Raw genomic sequence first — 21,667 nt, forward strand, 5'->3', positions numbered from 1 at the left:
AAATTAAATGTCGATCGGTCCTAAGCTCCTCAGGACGAACGGAGGAGACGTTATCGCGCGGAAAGGAACGCGGTGACGGTCAGGCGGCCGGTCGCGGGATCGGGGGGCAGCGTGTCGGGTCGCGTGATCGCGCCCGAGTGCAGCATCGCGCTGCGGTAGATTACCGCGCGGTTGTAGCGCGCCTCCACCAAGGCGGTGCGCGCGAACAGCGGCGTGTCGTCGTGGACGTAGCCGTGCGGCGGATCGGTCGCGATCTCGCGGTTCAGCGCGGCGTGATAGCCGGGGGCGCGGGCGGCATCGATCGTTTCGTATCCGGTCGCGCGGTGGCGGAAGAAGGCGGTGCCGTCGCCGCCGCCGGGCGACAGGTAATGGACCAACGCGATCCGCCCCGGCGCCACCGCGTCGACATGCGGCAACCGCTGCGGCACGGTCAGCCGATCAGGCGGCGTCGTCACGATCGAGAAGCTGGCGTCGATCACATCCACGGCGGCGCGCACCCCGAACGCGTCGCGCAGGATCAGGGCGACGACGCCGCGCACCTGCGTCAGGTAATCGTCGGGCAGGGCCGCGCGAATGCCCGGATAATGGTGGTGCGCGGGACCGAAAGGGGTCGCGATCGCGGCGGCGCGCAGGGCGTCGGGATCGGGGTGGAAGCCGTCGACCACCACGACGGGCTGCGCCTCCTCCCCGATGATGCGCGCGACGATGTCGGGCGCGGTCACACCGGGTGTCCCAGGATCGCGGCGAGCGCGTCGTCGTGGCGGGGCAGCGTCGGCGCGGCGCGGGCGATCACGTCCGCCACCTGCCGCACCTGCGCGATGTTCGTCGCGGGGTCGAGCGCGTCGGCCAGCGGATTGTAATCCGTCGCCTCGATCCCCTGACCGTTCAGGACCGCAAGCCAGCTCGCCTCCCGGAACAGGTCGTCCGCGTCGAGGATGATGCGGCCCGAGCGGCGATACTGCGCCTCGCGCGCCAGCAGCGTGTCGGGCAGCGGCATCGCGCGGCATTCGCGCCATAGCGGATCGTCGTGCCCCTGCGTCGCGTGATAGTGGAGGATCAGGAAATCCTTGATCCCGTCCATGTCCGCGGAGAACAGCGCGTTGAACCGCGCCGCCAGCGCCGGGTCCATGTCCGCGTCGGGAAACAGCGTCAGCAGCTTCGCGATGCCCGACTGGATCAGGTGGATCGAGGTCGATTCCAGCGGTTCGAGGAAGCCCGACGACAGGCCGATCGCCACGACGTTGCCCACCCACGGCGCGCGGCGCGTGCCCGCGGTGAAGCGCAGGTGCCGCGGTTCGGCCAGCGCCGCCCCGTCGAGGTTCGCCAGCAGCGTCGCCGCGGCCTCGTCGTCCGAGCAATGACGGCTGCAATAGACGTAGCCGTTGCCGGTGCGGTGCTGGAGCGGAATGCGCCATTGCCAGCCCGCGGAGCGGACGGTGGAGCGGGTATAGGGCGTCGTTTCCCCCACCCGCGCGCTGGGCACCGCGACCGCGCGGTCGCACGGCAGCCAGTGCGACCAATCCTCGAACCGCGATCCCATCGCCCCGCCGATCAGCAGCGCGCGGAAACCGGAGCAATCGACGAACAGGTCGCCCTCCAGCCGCTCGCCGCGCTCCGTCACCAGCGCGGTGACGCGGCCGTCGTCGCCGCGTTCGACGTCGCGCAGCTTCCCCTCCACGCGGGTCACGCCGCGCTCCTCGGCCCGGGTGCGCAGGTGGCGGGCGTACAGGCCGGCATCGAAATGATAGGCGTAGCCCAGGGTGGACAGGATCGACCGCGCCTCCCCCTGCGGCTTCGCGAAGCGGTTCTCCGCCGCCAGCCGCGTGGCGAGCGACAGGTCGGACAGCGGCAGGTCCAGCCCGTCGGCGCGCGCCTTCAGCCAGCGGTGGTGGAAGGCGACGCCGGGAAGGGTCGCGCCATACCGGCCGAAGGGGTGGAAGTAGCGATGCCCCGGGCGGCGCCAGCCGACGAATTCGATCCCCAGCTTGAACGTCGCCTTCGTCGCGCGCAGGAAGTCGGCCTCGTCCAGCCCGACCAGTTCGTTGAACCAGTGGATCGTCGGAATCGTGGCCTCGCCGACGCCGACGGTGCCGATCTCCTCCGATTCCAGCAAAGTGATCGACGGCGTCCGCCCGAAACTGGCCGACAGTGCCGCCGCGGTCATCCATCCCGCGGTCCCGCCGCCCAGGATCACGATACGGCGGATGCGTCCGGTGGATTCGTTCAACCTTCTTCCTCCCGTGCCGCCGGGACGTACCATAGGGTGGAGCGACATTCAGTCGGAATGTTCGTCCACGCAAACCCGCGCCGGTGGCGGTCGGCAGGCGGGACCGGGGCGCGGAAGTTGACGAAGTTGACACCACGTCGGGGGTGCAATCCCTCCCCATGGGGGCGCCGGATCGGGCGCGACGATGCGAGCGGACATCACGATGGCAAAGAGCGTGGACGGACCATAGCCGGTTGCGGCGATGTAGGACAGCGATGCGTGACCGTCCGATGCCACGCGACGGTCGTCCGCGCGTCGTTCGCGGCGCAGGAAACGCATGCCCCTGGCGCGGTTGTGCGTGATCCGGCCGTCGACCCCTCGCTTGACCCGGCAAGGCCCGCGGGCAGGCCGACCGCGTTGCCTACGCCGCCCGGCGACTGGCGGTACCGGCGGCGAAGGCGAGGAACTCGGCGACGGGCACCGGGCGGCGGATGAAATAGCCCTGCGCATAGTCGCAGCCGCTGGCGCGGAGGAATTCCAGGTTGGCGGCATCCTCCACGCCCTCGGCCACGACCTTGAGCGACAGCGAATGCGCCAGCTGGATCGTGGAGCGGACGAGCACCGCATCCTCCTCCCGCTCATGCGCGTGCTGGACGAAGCTTCGGTCGATCTTCAGCTCGCTCAGCGGCAGTTGGCGAAGGTAGCTGAGCGTGCACTGACCGGTGCCGTAATCGTCCATCGACACCGCGATTCCCCGCGCACGATAATCGTGCAGCGCCGCGATCGCCGCCGCGGGATCGAGCATGGTGGCGGACTCGGTGACCTCGAACACCAGGGCGTCGTCGGGGACGGGCGACCGGGCGAGCAGGTCGTCGACCGCGTCGTTGAAGGAGGCGGAGGACAGCAGGCGCGCCGAGATGTTGACCGCCGCGGTCATGGCGTGGCCATCGCAGCGCCAGCGCGCGACGTCGCGCAGGACGGTGGACAGGACATGCAGCGTCAACGGTGCGATCCGGTCCGCCTGCTCGGCCAGCGGGATGAACGTGTCGGGCGGGATGAACCCGCGCGTCGGATGACGCCAGCGCACCAATGCCTCCGCACTGGTGATGCGGTTCGTCGCGAGGCACAATTTGGGCTGGTAATGGACCTCGATCGCGCCCGCGGCCAGCGCCTCGTCCAGCTCGCCCATCAGCGACACCGACCGTTCCAGCCGTTCGCGATTGGTCGAATCATGGTGCGAGAACGTGCCGTCGCGCGCGGCCTGTTCCGCCGCCAGCGCCGCGCCCGCCAGGTCGCCGGCATCCGCCACGCCGACCACGATGGCCACGTCGACCTTGCGCCCCGCGACCTCCACCGGTTCCAGCAGCACCGCCCGCAACGCCGCCAGCGTGTCGTCGGTCGGCTGGCTGGTGGGCAGCATCATCGCCAGGTGATGGCTGCGGACGCGATAGACCCGGCCGTCCGCGCTCGCCAGCCGCAGGCGGTCGGCGGTCCGCACGATCGCCTGCGCCAGTCCCTCCGCGCCCAGCACCGCCGACAGCGCCTCCAGATTGGTGATCTGTATCACCGCCACGACCGCCGACGCATCGGTGCCGACGTCCCGCGCGGCGAAGGCGCGGTGATTGGGCAGGCCGCTGGCCTCGTCGCACAGGCGGCCGTCGCGGAACCGGCGCGCCACGTCGCGCGCGGCGACCAGGGTGCCCAGCCCCAGCAGCATGACGATGCCCAACGCCAGCGGGAAATGGATCAGCAGCCAGTGCTGCGCCGCGACGACCGCGGCCGGCAGCGCCGCGATCGCGACCGCGAGGCGCGCGGCGGCGACGCGGACGCGGCGCGCGCGCAGGACGGGAATCGCGGCCAGCAGCGCGAGCAGGAACGGGACGACCGCGGTGCCGCGCGACGGCACGCCCGCGATCAGCGTCTCCGCCGCCAGCGCCTGCACGACCACGCCGGGCAGGACACCGCGATAGGCGACGGCATAGCGATCGCCCATCTCGATCGCGGTCGCACCGACCAGGACGTCGCGCCCGCGCACCGCGGCGGGATCGAACCGGCCGTCCCGCGCGGCGACGAAGCCGAGCCGCGGGATCGACGCCGGATCGATGCCCAGGTCGATCGGGAAGGACGCGTCCACCGTGCCCCGCCGCGCGGCGATGAACGCGGACAGCGACGGTCGCGGGACCCCGGCGGTCATCGTCGCCAGCGGCATGTCGCGCACCAGCCCGTCGACGTCGGGCGCGATGCTGACCGATGCCAGCGACACGTGGTCGCGGAACGCGGGCAGCGGCAGCGCGTCCAGGTGGCGGCGGTCGCTCGCGCTCGCCTGCTGGCCGAACGTCGGCAGCGTCACGCGGCCGCCGGACCGGGCCAGCGCGGCGGCGAAGATCGCATCGTCCGCCGGGTCCGAGCGGGCGGACAGGTCGACGTCGAACACGATCGTCGCGGCGCCCGCGGCGCGCAGGCGGTCGACCAGCGCGGCGTAATGGCGCCGCGGCCAGGGCCAGCGCCCGATCGACGCCGTGCTGTCGGCGTCCATCTCCACCACGACGGTGCGGCCGCCGGCCTGTTTGCCGGTCATCGCGAAGCGCAGCGGCTCGATCGCGCGCTCCACCGGACCGCCGACCGTGCCGGTCATCGCGGCGAGGCCGAGCGCCGCGACCGCCGCGACGATGATCCGCGAACTGCGTACCCGCATCAGAATGCCCGCGACAGGCGCACGGAAATGCGCGGGCGGCGATCCCCGGTGTCGAACCGGTCCGCGTTCAGCGGCAGCGCGATCTCCGCCAGCCAGTCGAGGCGGCCGGTGCCGATGCGCGCGCCCGCGCCGGTCGACGCGATCGTCCCGCCCCCGATCCCGTCGCGCAGATTGCCGACCGTGCCGCCGTCGACGAAGCCGTACACCTGCGACCGATCGACCACGCTGTTCGCGATCCGCCCGACATCGGCGCGCAGCTCGACCGAGCCCAGCACGCCGCGGTCGCCGGTGCGTTCGGCATAGTCGTAGGCGCGGCCGAAGCCCGGGCCGCCCGCGCCGATCTCCGCCGCCGCCAGCAGCGGGCGCGAGGCGAGTTGCCCGGCGCCCGCGACGACGACGCTGAACGGTCCGCCCAGCGCCACCGTCCAGTCGGCGGCGAGGGCCCATGTCACGAACCGCGCGTCGCCGTCGCTGCGCGAGGCGGTCGGCGACCCTTCGCGCGTCGCGCCCGCAAGCGGCAGGCCGATCGTCGCGACCATCTCGCCGCGCAGCGTTCCCCCGGCGACGTCGGCCGCGTTCCCCGTCAGCGTCGCCGCCAGCGTCGTCAGCCGGTCGCGCCGCAGGCGTTGCCCGGACACGTCCTGCTGGGACCCCAGCGTGCGCAGCTCGGCGCCCGCCCACAGGCTGCGCGTGCGCCGCCGCAGCAGCGGATGCTGGATGCCGACCGCGGCGTCCGCGCTGCGCCCGACGACGCGCAGCGGCGCGAGCGCCCCGCCGGGCCGCGACCGGGCGACCGAACCCGACAGGGTCGCCACCGTTCCGGCGGCGTCGACCGGCGCGGCGTAGCGCGCGCGCAGGAAGGCGAATTCGGACAGCTGCAACGGCGTCTGCGACACGATCGTGGCGAGTTCGTCGCCCGCCGCCGCCACGCCGCGCACGCTGGCCAGGATGGTGGAGCGCACCGGCCCGACCTCGTCGCTGCCGCGATTGTCGACCTGGACGAAGGCGGCGGCGCGGTCGTCCTCGATCGTGACCAGCAGGATGCCGAACCCGTCCTGCCGCACGAAGCGATTGGATACCACCCGCACGCCGGGCAGGTCGCCGACCAGCAGCAGCGCGCGTTCGATCGATCCCTGCCGTATCGGCGCGCCCGTCGCGAGCGCGCGGCCCAGGATCCGGTCCGCCGCCGCGTTGCGCGCGCCGACGACGCGCACCGCGTCGATGCGGCCCAGGTCGAGCGTCACGCGCAGGATGCCGCCGGCGAGCGACTGCGGCTCCACCGCGGCGGTCGCGAACGGATAGCCGCGGCGTCGCGCCACGTCCGCGACCGCGCCCGCCAGCCGCGACAGATCGTCGCGGGTCAGCGGCTGGCCGATGACGGGGGCGATGGCATCGGCGAAGACCGCCGCGCCCAGCCGGTCCTGCCCCACGACGGTGATCGCGCGCACCACGCCCGTGACGGGCGCGGACGCGGCGGCAGCGGGCGGCGCGATCGTCACGCGCACGGCGCCGTCGTCCGACGGAACGACGGGTTGCGGCAGCGCGCGTTCCACCACCGTCGGATCGGCGCGGTCCAGCGGCACCTGCGCGGCCACCGTCCCCGTCTGCATCGCGGCCACTACCGCCCATGCCATCGAACGCGCCATTACCTGTCCTGCCCGGTGAAATCCCGCGGCCGGCCTAGTCGGCCAATGCTTTGCATTTGGTTAGGAGGACGCCTTCGCGGTTAACCGATTTTCATCACGTCGCGCAACGCGATCGCAACGCCCCTGCGTCACCTCTCTGCGCTCGGAACGGCCGTTGCCGGGCCGTGGGAGATTACGATGCGCCGGCCCATCCTCGCCGTCCTGGCGGCCACCTGTTCCTCCGCCGCCTTCGCCGGCCCGGTCGGCTGGACCATCAGCGAGGCGTCGGGGCCGGTCACGATCGCGCGCGAGGGCGTCAGCAAGATCGCGACCCGCGGGCTGGCGATCGGCGCGGGCGACGTCGTGACGACGGGGCGCGGCGGTCGCGCGGTCCTGGTGCGCGGCACCGAATTCATGATGGTCGCCCCCGCCTCGCGCCTCCGCCTGCCCGCGGAGCAGCAGGCGACCGGCGTCACGCGCGTGATCGAGGAATTCGGGAACGTGGTGTTCATGATAAAGAAGAAGATGACGCCGCATTTCGAGGTGAAGACGCCGTATCTGGCCGCCGTGGTGAAGGGCACGACCTTCTCCGTCGGCGTGTCCGACACGGGCACGTCGGTCCAGGTGCTGGAGGGGGCGGTCGACGTCGCGACGCTGGACGGCGGCGCGCGCGACCTGGTGACGCCGGGGGCGATCGCGATGGTGTCCGCGGGCAACCGCTACCGCATGACGGTGGAGGATGCGGGGCGGTCGCGCGTGATCGAGTCGCCCGCCGCCCCGATCGCGCCGCCGGTGCCCGATACGGCCGTGCCGGTCGCCGCCGCGCCGGTCGAACCTGCCATCGTCGCGATCGCGGCCGTCGCCGATCCCGCCCCGGCGGCGCTGGTGGATGCGGTCTATGCCCCGGCGGCCTCGCTGACGACGACGACCGGGGGGCTGGTGGCCGGGTCGATCGGCGGCGATGTCGCGATGGTCGGGAATGCGACGCGCATCGCGACCGAGGCGGCGGCGACCGCCGTGCGCACGGTCGAGGCCGCGACCACGATCGTCGCCGCGCAGGCGGTGTCCGCGGCGGCAACCGAGGTGGCGAATCGCAGCGACGTCGCCGCGACCGCCGCGACGACGGCGAGCGTGCAGAGCGGCGAGGCCGCGCAGGCCGCCACCGCGGCGGCGGCGAAGGCGGCGGAGGACGCCGCGCACGCGCAGACCGGACAGGAACAGAGCATGGCGGCCAAGACGGCGGCCGCCGCCGCCGCGGACGCCGCCGCGCGCACCGCCGCCGCCGCCGCCGAAGGGGCCGATCGTGCGGAGGCGGAGCGGATCGCGACTGCGGCGGCACGCGCGCAGGCGCAGGCCGAATCGTCCGCCGCCGCCGCCGCCGCGACCACCGCCGCCGCGGACGCCGCGCGTGCCGCCGCGGACAACGGCGCCGCGGTCGACCGCGCCGGGGCGGCATCGGCCCAGCGCGCCGCGGAGGCGGAACGTGCCGCGGCCGACGCCGCCGCCGCCGAGGCCGAGCGCGCGCGCCGTGCCGCGCAGAAGGACGATGCGCGCGAGGCGGCACGCATCGCCGCCGACGTCGCCGCCCGTGCGGTCGCGGCGGCGCAGGACGACGACAGCCGCGCCGCCGCGGACCGGGCGGCACGCGACGCCGCGCGCGCCGCGGAAGAGGCGACGCGTGCGGCCGAGGCGGTCGCGCGTGCCGAAAGCGACAAGGCCGCGCGCGATGCGGCGAAGGCCGCCGCCGATCAGGCCGCGGCGGCGGCAAAGGACGCCGAGAAGGCGGCGCGCGAATCCGCCGACAAGGCGGCGAAGGATGCCGCCAAGGAGGTCGAGCGCGTGGCCAGGGAAGCCGAAGCGGCCGCGGCGAAGGCGGCGAAGGCGGCGGAGGACGCCACCCGCGCCGCCGCCGAGAAGGCCGCCCGCGACGCGGAGAAGGCGGCGCACGACCATGCCGCCGAACAGGCCGCGAAGGAGGCCGAGCAGGCGGCGAAGGCGGTCGAACGCGCCACGCAGGACAAGGCGGCGAAGGAGGCGGAGAAGGCGGCGAAGGAAGCCGAACAGGCCGCTGCGAAGGCCGCGGAGGACGCCGCCAAGGCGCAGGAGAAGGCCGCCCGCGAGGCGCAGAAGCTGGCCGAGGAAGCCTCGCAGGCGGCGGCGAAGGCCGCGGAGCAGGCGGTGAAGGAATCCGGCAAGGCGGCGGAAGAGGCCGCGAAGAAGCTGGAAGAGCTGCTGAAGGGAAAGAAGGGTTGAGCGCCCCGCGCGCGCCCGTCCCGGCCCTGGGCGGTTCCCCGGACCAGCGACACGACAATCGCCGGAAGGTGTTTCGCATCGCCAGCCTGACGGTGGGGGCCGTGTCGGAGCGGTGTCATATCCTGAACCTGTCCACCGCGGGTGCGATGATCGACTGCGTCGGCGATCTGGGCGCGGCGACCAACGTCTGCCTGCGATCGGACCAGCTGGATCAGGCGGCGGTCGTGTGCTGGCGGATCGGGTCGCGCGTCGGCCTGCGCTTCTCGCGCCCGCTGACCCCTTCCGACGTCCGCCGCTGCTTCTGATCCGCCCCGACGCGGTCAGATGACCGGCAGGACGATCGTCGCGCGCATCCCGTCCGGATCGACCTCCCGCCGGAAACCGCCCCCCGCGGTCCGGATCAGCCGCTCGATCAGGTGCAGCCCCTGGCCGTCGGGCCGGGCGGCGCCGAACCGCGTTTCCTCCCGCCACGTGATCTCCACCATGCCGTCGCGCGGGACGCCGTCGATCCGCACGCGTCCGCCATGGCGCAGCGCGCCGTATTTCAGGCTGTTCGTCGCCAGTTCGCCGAAGGACAGCGCCAGCGCCTGCAACGCCTGCTGCCCCAGCCTGACGTCGGGCAGCGCGCCGAAATCGAGCGCGGTGCGTTCGCCGTACGCCTGGATCAGCGCGGGCACGATCCGGACCAGGCTGCCGTCCGACGCGGGATCGAGGATCGCGCTTTGGACGGACGCGAGATGGCCCAGACGCGCCACGATCTCCTGCGCGAATTCGGCGACGTCCGGGCGTCCGGCGGCGGACAGGGTGACGATGCCGGACGCGATGGTCATGGCGTTCTTCAGCCGATGCCGCATCTCCAGGCTGATCGCCTGCACCCGGTCGTGTTCCATCACCTCCGCGGTCTTGTCGCGCGCGATGGTGGCGATATGGGTGATGTCGCCGGTCGCGGCGCGGACCGGGCTGACGGTGACGTCCCACCAGCCCGGCAGGCCGTCGGGGCGCGGGCGGCATCCGGTGAACCGGCCCAGACCACCCGCGCGCGCCGCGTCGAGCGCATCGTTCACGGCCGGGTGCAGGTCCGCGGGCCACCGCGCGAGATAGGGCCGGCCGACCAGGTCGCGCGGCGACGCCACGCCGATCGCCAGCGCACCCTGCCGGTTCACGTAGCGGATGACCGCGTCCAGGCTCAGCAGCTTGATGCAGTCGTGCGATTGGTCGAGCACCGTGGCGAGAAACGCCGGCCGGTCGTCGATCATCCCTCCCGCCGCTTCGTCGTCCATCGCGCGTCTTCCCCTTCCACCGGTTCCTGCCCGAATGTCCGACGCGCCGGTGGCGCCGTCGAATCGATCCGGATCAGCTCCGCAGGGCAGGACCGTGCGCCCGCATGATCGCGCGTGCGCCGCGACTCAAGCGCCAAAAACATCGGCGGCCCCGCGAGGGGGCCGCCCGATGCCTCACTTCTCGCCGTTGTCCTTCACGCCGACGACGGGAACCGCGATCGATTCCTCTTCCGTCTTCACCTTCGGCACGGCCACCGTGGTGTCCTTGGTGCCGACGACGACTTCCTTGGAATCCAGGTCGACCTTCGGCAACGCACCGCCCTTCGCGCTGACGTCGACGTCGGGAAGGGCGCCTTCCTTCACGTTCGCGGACCAGAATCCGGTCGCGAACAGGATCGCGACGATCGCCGCCACCACCACCAGGATGATCGCGATCGTCCGGCCTGCACCGCTGCGGCGAACCTCGACGCGGTCCCCGTCGTTCGTCCTGTAATCGGCCATGTCACTCTCCCTGTTCCCTTGCGGGGTTACGAAATACGCCGGCGGTCACGGCACGCGGGCCGCGGCGTGAACGCCGGCGTTGCGGATGCCGCCTACTTCGCGGCGTCCGATCACTGTCGGGAGGGTGCGGGCGCCGTCGGCGACCGCGACGGACCGGGCGTGGTTCGTTACGCCGATGATTCGATCCCCTCCGTCCTGTGCAGACGCGGGGCCGCTCCGCCGGTTCCGCTTCGCCGAAAGGTTGGGAATTTGTATCCTTTTGAATCGACACGGGCATTTATGACCCCGCGGGATGCGGGGGACGGACATGAAGCGGGAGGCGCTGCTTGCGGGCGGCGGGCGGGGGGCCGGGCTGCGGCGCAGCGCGGGGACGCGGATCGCCGTCACGGCGGCGGCGCTGTTCCTGGCGGCCACGCTCGTCGTCGGCGGCGGGCTGGTGGCCGCCACCCGGGCGGGCATGTCGCAGGCGCTGGATCGGCGGATCGTCGCCGCCGGCGACGCGATGGTCGCGGCGGCGCGGCGCGGCGGTCGCGCCGCCGTCGTCGCCGCCATGCGCCGCCAGCAGGACAATGGCGCCGGGGCGATCGGCCTGGCGCTGTACGACCGCGACGGACGCAGCATCGCCGGGCGCGGCGACTGGCCGATGCCCGCGCCCGGCTGGGCCGACGCCGTCCTCCCCGACGCGGTGGAGGGCGGCGATCCGGCGCGGTTGCTGACGATCGCGCTGCCGGGCGGCGATCGCCTGATGGTGGCGGGAAACCGTCGCCCGCTGTTGATGGCGCAGCAGGCGATCGGGTGGTTGTTCCTGGCGTCGCTGGTGTCGATCGCGATCCTTTGCGCCGCGATGGGATGGCTGCTGGCGCGCTACATCGACCGGCGGCTGTCCCCGATCGTCGGGACGGCGACCGCGGTGATCGGCGGCGACCTGGCGCGACGCGTGCCGGTGGGACGCCATGGCGACGAGTTCGACACCGCCGCCCTGGCGCTGAACGTGATGCTGGACCGTATCGCGGGCCTGATGGCGAACCTGCGGCAGGTGACGGGCGACGTGGCGCACGACCTGCGCACGCCGTTGACGCGCATCCGTCTGCGGCTGGAACGCGCGGCGGGGGGACCGGGCGCGGATGCCGCGATCCGTGCCGCGATCGTCCAGCTGGACGAACTGGTGGCGATGTTCAACGCCATCCTGCGCATCGCCGAGATCGAGGGCGCGCCGGCCGCGCGCGTCGAGCCGGTGGAGCTGGAGGCGCTGGTGCTGGACGTCACGGGATCGATGCGCCCGGTGTTCGAGGATGCGGGCATCGCGCTGCGGGTGCGGTCGGATCACGACTGCGTGGTGATGGGGGATCGGGGACAGATCGCGGCGGCGGTCGTCAACCTGCTGGAGAACGTCCTGCGCCACGCCGCGGGCGGATCGGATGCGCAGGTCGACCTGCGCACCGACGGCGGTGCGGTGGTGCTGACCGTGCGCGACACAGGGCCGGGTGTCGACGATCGCGACCTCGCCCGCATCTTCGACCGCTTCGTCCGGCTGGACGGCGCGCGGACGGAGGCGGGGCACGGCCTGGGCCTCAGCCTGGTCAAGGCGGTGGTCCAGGCGCATGGCGGCACCGTGGCCGCCGCGCGCCGGTCGCCGGGGCTGGAGGTGACGATCGTCCTTCCCGCGGCATGACCGCGCCGGGGTGCGCGGCGAACGGGACATGAACGACCGATTCAGCCTACGTTGACGGCTGGTGCCCGATAACGACGTCGCCGGAATGACCGGTCGAACAGGAGAGACCATGCCGGAACCCGTCACCTGCGGCGCCGACGCGACGATCGACGGCGCGCCTGCGCCCGTCCGCGTCCTCCTGATCGAGGACGACGCCGCCGTTTCGGGCGAGGTCGCGCCCTACCTGCGCGACGGCGGGTTCGAGGTCGTCGTCGCGGACAACGGCGTCGACGGCCTTGCGCGTGCGCTGCGCGGCGACGTCGCCGCGATCCTGCTGGACGGGATGCTGCCGGGCATGGACGGCATGGACCTGCTGCGGCGGTTGCGCGCGCACGATACGTCCACGCCGGTCATGATGCTGACCGCACGCGACAGCGTCGGCGAACGGGTCGACGGGCTGGACGCGGGCGCCAACGACTATCTGGTCAAGCCGTTCGCGCTGGCCGAACTGCTGGCGCGCGTCCGCGCGCTGGTCCGCGGCGCGGCGTATCGTTCGCCGGGACCGATCCTGCGCGTCGGATCGATCGACATCGATACCGCGCGCCATGTCGTGCGGCGGCACGGGACGACCGTGACGCTGCAACCGCGCGAGTTCCGCTTCCTCCTGGAACTGGCGCAGCAGCCGGGCATCGCGGTCCCGCGCGCGGTGCTGCTGGAGCGCGTGTGGGACTATCGTTTCGATCCGAAGACGAAGATCCTGGAAACCCACGTCAGCCGGCTGCGCGCGAAGCTGAACGCCTGCGGCGGCGGCGACGTGATCGAGACGGCGCGGAACATCGGCTACCGCCTGCTGGCCGACGAGGACGTCGCGCGCGGATAGGCGCCGGCGGGTCAGGGGGTCGCGATGGCGCCGTCGGTCATCGCGATCGGCAGGATGCGGCCGTCCCGCGCATAGGCGACGCGGTCGATCGCGACCTGTCGCTCGCCCTTCAGCGGCGCGGGCGCGGGCCCCTGTTCCCAGCGATGATACACGATCAGCCACTCGCCCGACGGCGCGCGCACGAAGCTGTGATGCCCCGGCCCCTGATGCCGTGCGTCGCTGGTCAGGATCGCACCGCGATAGCGCCACGGGCCCAGCGGGGAGCGCGCGGTGGCGTAATGGACCGAATAGTCCGGGCCGTTCCACTTGCCGTGGCTGTACGACAGGTAATAGGTGCCGTTGCGTTCGTGCATGAACGCCCCCTCGGTGAAAAGCGGCGGCTGCTTCACCGCCACCTGCCGGCGGATGGTGACCATGTCGTCCGCCAGTTCCCACACGCGCAGCGTCGCGCCCGCGCTGCCGCCCGCATACAGATACGTCCGGCCCGAGCGCGCATCCGCAAATACCATCGGGTCGATCGCCTCGAACCCGCCGGGTTCGTTGCCCGCATCGCCCGTCACCAGGGGTTTGCCGCTGTCGCGATACGGCCCCTCCGGCCGGTCCGCGACCGCGACGCCGATGCGGCTGGGCGTCGGGTTCTGCGGGCCGACGGAATAGTACAGATACCATTTGCCGTCGCGCGTCGCGACGCCGGGCGCCCACAGGAAATGATCCTTCGCGCCGTCGTCGCCGATCCATGGGATCTGGTCGCGCCGGATCAGCTCGCCGCGCGGCTGCCACGTCTTCAGGTCGCGCGACGAGAAGGCGCCGAAGCGATCGGCCTCCCAGCTGCCGCCGGGGCCGCCGGTGGGGAAGACCCACAGTTCGTCGCCGATATACAAGGCGTGCGGGTCCGCGCCCTGGAACTGCGGATTGTCCGCGCGCGCCGCGGACGCGACGAGCAGCAGCGCGAGCGCGGCGAGGGGGGCGGGGCGCCTCACGACGCATCCTGTCCGTAGTCGAGGACGAACACCGGGCCGATATCCAGCACCTGCTTGGCCGCATCGACATGCAGCGCGGCGTTGAGCTGCCCGGGGGCGTAGTCGCGGTCGACGCGTCCCGACATCTGGTACATCTTCCACTCCGGTCCGATCTCGAACGGTTTCTCGACCAATGCCCTGACCACCGGCGTCTCCTCCAGCTGGACCCGGCCGATGCGGCCGGGCAGGTTCATGTCGGTGCCCGTCGCGCGCGCCCAGAAGGCGACGACGATGCGATCCCCCTTCCGGATCGCACGCGTCGTCGGCGTCGTCACGCCGATGCGCCAGAAATCGGCATGGCCCGACAGCTTGAAGCGCAGCGCCTTCCCGAACTGCACGCCCTTGTCGGCGCGCACCGCGGGCGGCAGCGCCAGGCCGTAGGGGCGCAGCGCGTCGACCCGCGGATCGTTGACCAGCCGGTCCGCGGCCCCGAGCGGGGCGGCACCGCCCTGGGCCGTCGCGACCGACGATGTCGGCGCGACGGCGAGGAGCGGCAGGCAGAGGATGGCGGCGCGGAAATAGTGTCGCATCGTCCCGTCCCCGATCGTCAGAAGCGGAACCGGATGCCGAGCGAATAGGTGCGTTCCAGATAGATGATCTGGCGCGCATATTCGTCGCCGGCGTCGTTGAACTCGCGATACCGGCGCAGCGGATTGCCCAGCAGGTTCACGATGTCGAACGCGACCGTGATGTTGGGCACCGGCGTGACCGTGGTCGAGAAATCGAGCTGCCCGCGCCCCTGTTCCACCAGCCCGCGCGTGCGCGGCGATCCGTCGGCGCCGTTGTCGAGGGGTTCGACGCTGTAATAGTTCACGAAGTCGGATCGGTAATTGTACGCCAGCCGCGCGGAGAAGAACGGCCGTTCGTACAGGCCGATCAGGTTGCCCGCCCATTTCGACACGCCGTTGAAGCGCAGCTGCCGCCCCGCCACGTTGGGCGATCCGGCAAGGCCGGTGGCCAGGTCGCCCTTGGAATCGATGTACGTCCCGTTCGCCTGGATGCCGAAACCCTTCGCCCAGTCGGGCAGGCCGTCGATATCAAGGAAGCTGGTGAACGCCACCTCCGCGCCCTGGAACCGGGTCTTCCCCGTATTTTCCGGCAGGTCGAGCCGCGACGGGCCGTAGCCGACGTCGACCGGCGCGATCGCCACGCGGGAGATGAATCCCCGCGCATCGCGGCGGAAGATGGCGCCGGTCAGCGACCCCGAGCGCGAGAAATACCATTCCAGGCTGGCATCGTAATTGTCCGACGTCAGCGGAGTCAGGTTCGGGTTGCCGCCGGTCACGCTGCGCAGGTTGCTGGTCGGACTGCATTGCGGCAGCGCCGGATTGGCGAGGCATTCCGCGGGCACCTGCGGCGGCGGGCCGACGGTGAGCGTGGGGTTGAGGTCGAAGAAATTGGGCCGCGTCCGCGTCTGGTTGTAGGCCAGGCGCAGCTGCACTTCCGGGCTGAACTGCACCCGCGCGCTGACGTTGGGCAGGTAATCGGTGTAATCGTTGCGCGCGGTGATCGGCGAGAAGGTCAGGCCGGTCCCGGTATCCTGCTGCACGAACCCGCTGATGCTGGTCTTCGTCTTCACCGCGCGCAGGCCGACCAGGCCGTCGATCGCCATCGTATCGGACAGATCGAAGCCGTATTTCAGCTGCGCGTAGACGGCATAGGCCTTTTCGTTGGCGGTGAAATTCTCGGTCGGGTTGAACGCCGGCCGCCCCTCCGGCGCGCCGTAGAAGGCGCGCAGCGCGGCGAGGTTGTCGCGGATGCTTTCCGACGGGATCGCGGCGAAGGTGCGGACCGGGAAGACGTTGTTATAGTCGAACCCCGGCCGCGTGCTGGTGGTCTGCACCGGCAGGGCGGTGATCGGGATGCCCGCGGGCAGGTTGAAGATGTACGGCGCGCCGCGATCGCGGTTGGCGTCGCGATCGTTGTAGCGCACGCCGACCTGGATGCGGCGCAGCAGCCCGCCGTCGAAGTCGTATTGCGCGTCGAGCCGCGACTGGATGTCCTTGCCCGCGACCTTCAGATATTCCTGGAAGAAGCCGCGGCTGAGGTAGTTGGCGGGATTGGTGACGTCGAAATTCACGAAGTTCAGCGACGGGCCGCCGTCGCCGCCGTCGGCCTCGAACACCACGTTGCGCACCGGGGAGCTGGCGAAGGCGTGGTCGATGTTGATGAGGTCGAAGGTGTAGGTGCTGTCGGTATAGGCGATGTCGCCCGACAGCTGGAGATTGTCGCGCTTCCACACCGCGCCGCCGCCGAACTGGTACGTGTCGGTCTTGCCGTTGGCGGAACCGTAATAGCCGTCGGGGGCGTTCGCGCCGCTGACCGTCGCGCTTTGCGCGATGTTGGTGCCCGGGCGCACCGTGACGTCGGTCAGGCGGAAGTCGGGGCCGCCGAAGATCGGGAAGAACAGGAAGCGGTTCTCGTCCTTGCCGCGATAGCCCTGGAACAGGCCGTCGACGTAGATTTCCAGCTCGGGCGTCGGGCGCCACTGGAACGCTGCGTTGGCGGACGGGCGGAACCGGTCGCCGTAGCCGTAGAACAGGCCCTGCGCGTCGGGGTAGCGGATCGCCTGCGTCGTGCCGGGCGCGTTGCCGGCATTGGTGGTGCCGATGACCAGCGATTGCTCGCGCGTGGAATCGAGGAAGTTGATGCCGACGTAGCTGGCGTTCACCAGCAGGCCCATCTCGCCGATGCCGGTATCCCAGCGATTGCTGACCAGCAGGTTGCCGTTCCACGACGTGTCGCCCGACTGTTCCCAGGCGACGCCGTTGAGCGAGCCCGAGATCTCGAACCCGTCGAAGTCGAACGGGCGCCGGCCGCGCACGTTGATCTGGCCGCCGATGCCGCCCTCCACCAGGTTGGCGGTGCCGTTCTTGTACACCTCCAGCGCGGCGACGGTGCCGGCGGGGAAATCCTGGATCTGGACGAAGCGGCCTTCGGCGGTGAAGATCTCGCGCCCGTTGTACGTCGTCGACAGGTCGGGAAGGCCGCGGACCTGCACGCCCGCGGCCTCGCCGCCGCCGCGCGTGACCTGCACGCCGGATACGCGTGCCAGCGCGGCGGAGGCGAAGGTGTCGGGCAGCTTGCCGATATCCTCCGCGACGATCGCATCGACGATGCCGTCGGAATTGCGTTTCAGCTGCTGCGCCGATTCCAGGCTGCGGCGCAGGCCGGTGACGACGATGTCGCTGCCGTCGGTCGGTGCTTCCTGCGTGTAGGGCGCGGGGGCGGAGGGGTTCGCCGACTGGTCCGACGCGGTCGTTGGCTTGGGCGTTTCGGATGCGGTGCCCAGCGGCGTGCGACGGGGCGGGGCGGTCGGGTCCGCGGGCGCCGCATCGTCGGCGGCCGGCGCGACCGGCGGCGCGGTTTCGGTCTGCGCGACGGCCGCAGGCGACCATAGCAACACGGCCAGCGTCGAAGCCGACGCGCACAACAATGCCTTACCCCTCATACTTCCTCCCCAGTGCCTTCGGCGGATTTTTTCGTCCGATTTCCGTCCGATACGATCACTGCCGTAATCCGCCTGCCGCCGCGCATCAACACATTTATAGGATATATTCGATTTGATGCGGATCGCTCTTGTATGACAAATGATACGGCCGCTAGGGTGCGGTGGCACCGGATGCCGCGGGAGAGGGTTTGATGAAGCGTTTCGACTCGATCGGGGCTCGCGCGGCATGAGCGAGCCGACACGGCTGCGGTCGCGCGCCTGGTTCGACAACCAGGACAACCCGGACATGACCGCGCTGTACCTGGAGCGGTATCTCAACTTCGGCATCAGCCTGGAGGAATTGCAGTCCGGGCGGCCGATCATCGGCATCGCGCAATCGGGCAGCGACCTGGTCCCGTGCAACCGCCATCACCTGGTGCTGGCGGAGCGGGTGAAGGCGGGGATCGTCGAGGCGGGGGGCATCCCGCTCGAATTCCCGACGCATCCGTTGCAGGAGACGGGCAAGCGCCCGACCGCGGGGCTGGACCGCAACCTGGCGTATCTCGGGCTGGTGGAGGTGCTGTTCGGCTATCCGCTGGACGGCGTGGTGCTGACGATCGGGTGCGACAAGACGACGCCGTCCGCGCTGATGGCGGCGGCGACGGTCAACATCCCCGCGATCGCGCTGTCGGTCGGTCCGATGCTGAACGGGTGGTTCAAGGGCGAGCGCACGGGATCGGGCACGATCGTGTGGAAGGCGCGCGAGATGCTGGCCGCGGGCGAGATCGACCATGCCGGCTTCATCAGGCTGGTCGCGTCGTCCGCGCCGTCGACCGGTTATTGCAACACCATGGGTACCGCGACGACGATGAACAGCCTGGCCGAGGCGCTGGGCATGTCGCTGCCCGGATCGGCGGCGATCCCCGCGCCCTATCGCGACCGGCAGGAGATGGCGTGGGAAAGCGGGCGCCGGATCGTCGAGATGGTGGCCGCCGACCGCAAGCCGTCCGACATCCTGACGCGCAGCGCGTTCCTGAACGCCATCCGCGTCAATTCCGCGATCGGGGGATCGACCAACGCGCCGATCCACCTGAACGCGATCGCGCGCCACATCGGGGTCGAGCTGACGCTGGCGGACTGGGAGGCGCATGGCGCGGACGTGCCGTTGCTGGTCAACCTGCAACCCGCGGGCGAGTATCTGGGCGAGGATTATTATCGCGCGGGCGGCGTGCCCGCGGTGATGGGCGAATTGTATCGCGCGGGCATGCTCGACGGCGACGCGCTGACGGTCAACGGGCGCACGGTGGCGGACAATGTCGCGACCGCGCAGATCGACGACACGAAGGTCATCCGTCCGCTGGCCGACCCGATCAGGACGCATGCGGGGCTGTCGGTGCTGAGCGGCAACCTGTTCGACGGCGCGGTCATGAAACTGTCGGTCATTTCCGACGAGTTCCGCGCGCGATACCTGAGCGATCCGGCGAGCCCGGGGGCGTTCGTCGGCACCGCGGTCGTGTTCGACGGGCCGGAGGACTACCACCACCGCATCGACGACCCCGCGCTGGGGATCGACGACAACACCATCCTCGTCATCCGCGGCGCCGGGCCGGTCGGTTATCCGGGCGGCGCGGAGGTGGTGAACATGCGCCCGCCCGCCGCGCTGATCCGCGCGGGCGTCGGCGCGTTGCCGTGCATCGGCGACGGGCGCCAGTCGGGGACGAGCGGCAGTCCGTCGATCCTGAACGCCGCGCCCGAAGCGGCGGTGGGCGGGGGCCTGGCGCTGCTGCGTACGGGCGACCGCATCCGCATCGACCTGACCGCGCGCACCGCGGACATGCTGGTCGACGCGGACGAGATCGAGCGGCGCCGGGGCGAGCTGACCCAAGGCGGCGACGAGTTCGCGCCCGAATCGCAGACCCCGTGGCAGGAGATCCAGCGCCGGCTGGTCGGGCAGTTCGATACCGGCGCGGTGCTGGAACCCGCGGTGAAATACCAGCGCATCGCGCAGACCCGCGGCCTGCCGCGCGACAGCCACTGATGCGCCCCCCGTCCGGCGGAAGCGTCCGTACGATCGCGCGCGACCGGCGCGATACGCTGGGCGAGGGGCCGATGTGGTCGGCGCGCGAGAATGCGGTATATTGGGTCGATATCCTGGGCAGGCGGCTGAACCGCCTGTCGCTGGCCGACGCAGCGGTCGCGACATGGGACATGCCCGACGTCGTCTGCTGGGTAATCGAGCGCGCGGGGGCGCCCGGATTCGTCGCGGGGATCGGCCGCCGCTTCGTCCACCTGTCGCTCGATCCGTTGGCGATCGAACCGATCGCGGCGCCCGAGGACGATCGCGACGGCAACCGGTTCAACGATGCGAAGGCGGATGCGGCGGGGCGCATCTGGGCGGGATCGATGCCGTTCACCTGCGACCGGCCGACGGGCAGCCTGTACCGGCTGGACATCGACGGCACCGCGACGCGCGTCGACGACGGCTACACGATCCCCAACGGCCCGGCGGTGTCGCCCGACGGCGCGTTCCTGCTCCAGACCGATACCGCGCGGGACACGATCTACCGCTACGCGATCCGCGACGACGGCTCGCTTGCCGACCGCACCCCGTTCGTGGTGTTCGAGGACGGGTGGGGCCATCCCGACGGGATGACGTTCGATGTCGACGGCGGCCTGTGGGTCGCCTGCTGGGGCGGGTCGTGCGTCACGCGCTTCACCCCCGACGGGCGCGTCGACCGCCGCATCGCGCTGCCCGCCAGCCAGGTCACCAGCTGCACCTTCGCCGGTCCGGCGCTCGACCGGATGTTCGTGACGTCGGCGGCGGACGGGGTGGACGAGGAAGCGGGCGGTTGCCTGTTCGAGGTCGATCCCGGTTGCCGCGGGCTGCCGCCGATGCGCTTCGGGGGATGAGGGAATGCGTCCGGCGCGGTTCCACGACGGGGGCGGCCGGACGGGAACGAAAGAAGATAGGGGAGAGAATATGAAGTCCGCATTCCTGATCGCCACCGCGCTGGCCGCTGCGATCGCATCGCCCGCGCTCGCGGCCACCGCGAAGCAATCCACCTTCGGCCGGATGCCCGACGGGCGCGCGGTGCCCGCGGTGACGCTGAGCAACGGGCGCGGCGTGTCCACCACGATCATCGCGCTGGGCGCGGCGATCCAGTCGCTGACGATGCCCGACAGGGACGGCAAGCGGGAGGACGTGCAGTCGGGATACGACACGCTGGACGGATATCTGACGAAACCGGAATATTTCGGCGCGACCGTCGGCCGGTTCGCCAATCGCATCGCGAGGGGGCGCTACACGCTGGACGGCAGGAACTACAACGCCCCCGTCAATGACGGTCCCAACACGCTGCACGGCGGGACGAAGGGGTTCGACAAGGTGCTGTGGCAGGTGACCGCGGTGAAGAGCGGCCCCGTCGCGTCCGTCACGCTGCGGTACGTCAGCCCCGACGGCGACATGGGATATCCCGGCACCGTCACCACCGACGCGACCTACTCGCTGGACGAACGCAACCACCTGACGATCGAGTACAAGGCGACGACGGACCGGCCGACGATCGTGAACCTGTCCAACCACGCCTATTGGAACCTCGCCGGCGTCGGTTCGCCGCGCGGCGCGATGGGGCATGTGCTGACCATCCCGGCGACGCGCTACACCCCCGTCGACGCGACCCTTATCCCGACGGGCGAGCGCAGGGCGGTGGCGGGCACCGTCTTCGATTTCCGCACGCCGCGCGTGATCGGCGACAGCGTGCGCGACGCCCGCGATCCCCAGATCGGTTACGGCCGCGGGTACGACCACAACTGGATCGTGACCGATCGCGTGACGCCGGACGAACACCTGATGGTGCGCGCGGTCGATCCGGTGTCGGGCCGCGGGTTCGAATTGTGGTCCAACCAGCCGGGGCTGCAATTCTATTCCGGCAACTTCTTCGACGGGACCATCACGGGCAAGAAGGGGCAGATCTATCGCATGGGCGATTCGATCGCGGTCGAGCCGCAATTGTTCCCGGATGCCCCGAACCGGCGCGACTTCCCGTCCGCGCGGCTGGACCCCGGGCAGACGTATCGCAACGTCATGACCTACCGCCTGTTCGTGCAACGATGACCCGGGGGAGAGG

General features: G+C 71.3%; 16 protein-coding genes. 7 read left to right on the forward strand and 9 right to left on the reverse strand.

Going from position 1 to position 21,667, the window contains the following annotated elements; genetic code table 11:
* Positions 1 to 50: 50 nt before the first annotated feature.
* From ASG29_RS03610 to ASG29_RS03625, 4 genes are all read right to left on the reverse strand, one after another.
* The gene (locus ASG29_RS03610) at positions 51 to 722 is read right to left on the reverse strand and encodes a DUF6445 family protein (RefSeq protein WP_055980176.1); all 672 of its coding nucleotides are present in this window, start codon (positions 720 to 722) and stop codon (positions 51 to 53) included.
* Positions 719 to 2,227 carry a tryptophan halogenase family protein gene (locus tag ASG29_RS03615; RefSeq protein WP_268796204.1) on the reverse strand — a complete coding sequence of 503 codons (1,509 nt, stop codon included), beginning with the start codon at positions 2,225 to 2,227 and terminating at the stop codon, positions 719 to 721. Before ASG29_RS03615 ends, ASG29_RS03610 begins: the two co-directional genes overlap by 4 nt.
* A 400-nt stretch (positions 2,228 to 2,627) precedes the next feature.
* Positions 2,628 to 4,901, reverse strand: a complete 2,274-nt coding sequence (locus ASG29_RS03620) for an EAL domain-containing protein (protein WP_055980184.1) — start codon at positions 4,899 to 4,901, stop codon at positions 2,628 to 2,630.
* Entirely contained in the window at positions 4,901 to 6,547 is a 1,647-nt protein-coding gene (locus ASG29_RS03625) for a ShlB/FhaC/HecB family hemolysin secretion/activation protein (protein ID WP_235532748.1), read from the reverse strand. The genes ASG29_RS03620 and ASG29_RS03625 overlap by 1 nt, the downstream gene beginning before the upstream one ends.
* A 177-nt stretch (positions 6,548 to 6,724) precedes the next feature.
* Between ASG29_RS03625 and ASG29_RS03630 the strand changes: the two genes are divergently transcribed.
* Together ASG29_RS03630 and ASG29_RS03635 are read left to right on the forward strand one after the other, a co-directional pair.
* Positions 6,725 to 8,779 carry a FecR family protein gene (locus ASG29_RS03630; protein WP_055980187.1) on the forward strand — a complete coding sequence of 685 codons (2,055 nt, stop codon included), beginning with the start codon at positions 6,725 to 6,727 and terminating at the stop codon, positions 8,777 to 8,779.
* Between the two features lie 68 nt (positions 8,780 to 8,847).
* Positions 8,848 to 9,084 (forward strand): PilZ domain-containing protein, encoded by a 237-nt coding sequence (locus ASG29_RS03635; RefSeq protein WP_055980190.1) that lies wholly within the window; start codon positions 8,848 to 8,850, stop codon positions 9,082 to 9,084.
* Positions 9,085 to 9,099: 15 nt separating this feature from the next.
* Here the strand turns inward: ASG29_RS03635 and ASG29_RS03640 are convergent, their stop codons facing one another.
* Both ASG29_RS03640 and ASG29_RS03645 read right to left on the reverse strand, forming a co-directional pair.
* Positions 9,100 to 10,059 (reverse strand): PAS domain-containing protein, encoded by a 960-nt coding sequence (locus tag ASG29_RS03640; protein WP_055980193.1) that lies wholly within the window; start codon positions 10,057 to 10,059, stop codon positions 9,100 to 9,102.
* A 174-nt stretch (positions 10,060 to 10,233) separates the two neighbouring features.
* Positions 10,234 to 10,560: a hypothetical protein gene (locus tag ASG29_RS03645; protein ID WP_055980196.1), complete on the reverse strand. Its 327-nt coding sequence runs from the start codon at positions 10,558 to 10,560 to the stop codon at positions 10,234 to 10,236.
* Positions 10,561 to 10,852: 292 nt separating this feature from the next.
* On the opposite strand from ASG29_RS03645, the gene ASG29_RS03650 reads away from it, so the two are divergent.
* Positions 10,853 to 12,232, forward strand: coding sequence for a sensor histidine kinase (locus ASG29_RS03650; RefSeq protein WP_082515583.1), 1,380 nt, complete (start codon positions 10,853 to 10,855; stop codon positions 12,230 to 12,232).
* Between the two features lie 109 nt (positions 12,233 to 12,341).
* Positions 12,342 to 13,091: a response regulator transcription factor gene (locus ASG29_RS03655; protein WP_055980199.1), complete on the forward strand. Its 750-nt coding sequence runs from the start codon at positions 12,342 to 12,344 to the stop codon at positions 13,089 to 13,091.
* 11 nt (positions 13,092 to 13,102) lie between these two features.
* Here the strand turns inward: ASG29_RS03655 and ASG29_RS03660 are convergent, their stop codons facing one another.
* The 3 genes from ASG29_RS03660 to ASG29_RS03670 are packed head-to-tail and all read right to left on the reverse strand — an operon-like array spanning position 13,103 to position 17,561.
* Positions 13,103 to 14,071, reverse strand: coding sequence for a family 43 glycosylhydrolase (locus ASG29_RS03660; RefSeq protein ID WP_055980202.1), 969 nt, complete (start codon positions 14,069 to 14,071; stop codon positions 13,103 to 13,105).
* On the reverse strand, positions 14,068 to 14,640 hold the full coding sequence (locus tag ASG29_RS03665) for a hypothetical protein (RefSeq protein WP_055980205.1): 573 nt from the start codon (positions 14,638 to 14,640) through the stop codon (positions 14,068 to 14,070). Before ASG29_RS03665 ends, ASG29_RS03660 begins: the two co-directional genes overlap by 4 nt.
* A 17-nt stretch (positions 14,641 to 14,657) precedes the next feature.
* Positions 14,658 to 17,561 (reverse strand): TonB-dependent receptor, encoded by a 2,904-nt coding sequence (locus ASG29_RS03670; protein WP_162242929.1) that lies wholly within the window; start codon positions 17,559 to 17,561, stop codon positions 14,658 to 14,660.
* Between the two features lie 226 nt (positions 17,562 to 17,787).
* On the opposite strand from ASG29_RS03670, the gene ASG29_RS03675 reads away from it, so the two are divergent.
* The 3 genes from ASG29_RS03675 to ASG29_RS03685 all read left to right on the forward strand — a co-directional run bounded on the left by ASG29_RS03675 (position 17,788) and on the right by ASG29_RS03685 (position 21,654).
* Positions 17,788 to 19,578 (forward strand): IlvD/Edd family dehydratase, encoded by a 1,791-nt coding sequence (locus tag ASG29_RS03675; RefSeq protein WP_055980211.1) that lies wholly within the window; start codon positions 17,788 to 17,790, stop codon positions 19,576 to 19,578.
* A complete protein-coding gene (locus ASG29_RS03680) occupies positions 19,578 to 20,450 on the forward strand; it encodes an SMP-30/gluconolactonase/LRE family protein (RefSeq protein WP_055980214.1) in 873 nt (290 codons plus the stop codon). Before ASG29_RS03675 ends, ASG29_RS03680 begins: the two co-directional genes overlap by 1 nt.
* Before the next feature lie 70 nt (positions 20,451 to 20,520).
* Entirely contained in the window at positions 20,521 to 21,654 is a 1,134-nt protein-coding gene (locus ASG29_RS03685; RefSeq protein WP_055980217.1) for an aldose epimerase family protein, read from the forward strand.
* The last annotated feature ends 13 nt before the right edge of the window (positions 21,655 to 21,667 follow it).

It is taken from the genome of Sphingomonas sp. Leaf412, from assembly GCF_001425405.1.
In the GTDB taxonomy this organism is placed as follows: domain Bacteria; phylum Pseudomonadota; class Alphaproteobacteria; order Sphingomonadales; family Sphingomonadaceae; genus Sphingomonas.

Excerpts from the sequence above, each read along its gene's own strand:
- ASG29_RS03620 (WP_055980184.1), bottom strand. The coding sequence starts at position 4,901 with ATGCGGGTACGCAGTTCGCGGATCATCGTCGCGGCGGTCGCGGCGCTC.
- ASG29_RS03625 (WP_235532748.1), bottom strand. The coding sequence starts at position 6,547 with ATGGCGCGTTCGATGGCATGGGCGGTAGTGGCCGCGATGCAGACGGGG.
- ASG29_RS03630 (WP_055980187.1), top strand. The coding sequence starts at position 6,725 with ATGCGCCGGCCCATCCTCGCCGTCCTGGCGGCCACCTGTTCCTCCGCC.
- ASG29_RS03640 (WP_055980193.1), bottom strand. The coding sequence starts at position 10,059 with ATGGACGACGAAGCGGCGGGAGGGATGATCGACGACCGGCCGGCGTTT.
- ASG29_RS03645 (WP_055980196.1), bottom strand. The coding sequence starts at position 10,560 with ATGGCCGATTACAGGACGAACGACGGGGACCGCGTCGAGGTTCGCCGC.
- ASG29_RS03650 (WP_082515583.1), top strand. The coding sequence starts at position 10,853 with ATGCGGGGGACGGACATGAAGCGGGAGGCGCTGCTTGCGGGCGGCGGG.
- ASG29_RS03655 (WP_055980199.1), top strand. The coding sequence starts at position 12,342 with ATGCCGGAACCCGTCACCTGCGGCGCCGACGCGACGATCGACGGCGCG.
- ASG29_RS03665 (WP_055980205.1), bottom strand. The coding sequence starts at position 14,640 with ATGCGACACTATTTCCGCGCCGCCATCCTCTGCCTGCCGCTCCTCGCC.
- ASG29_RS03670 (WP_162242929.1), bottom strand. The coding sequence starts at position 17,561 with ATGAGGGGTAAGGCATTGTTGTGCGCGTCGGCTTCGACGCTGGCCGTG.
- ASG29_RS03675 (WP_055980211.1), top strand. The coding sequence starts at position 17,788 with ATGAGCGAGCCGACACGGCTGCGGTCGCGCGCCTGGTTCGACAACCAG.
- ASG29_RS03680 (WP_055980214.1), top strand. The coding sequence starts at position 19,578 with ATGCGCCCCCCGTCCGGCGGAAGCGTCCGTACGATCGCGCGCGACCGG.
- ASG29_RS03685 (WP_055980217.1), top strand. The coding sequence starts at position 20,521 with ATGAAGTCCGCATTCCTGATCGCCACCGCGCTGGCCGCTGCGATCGCA.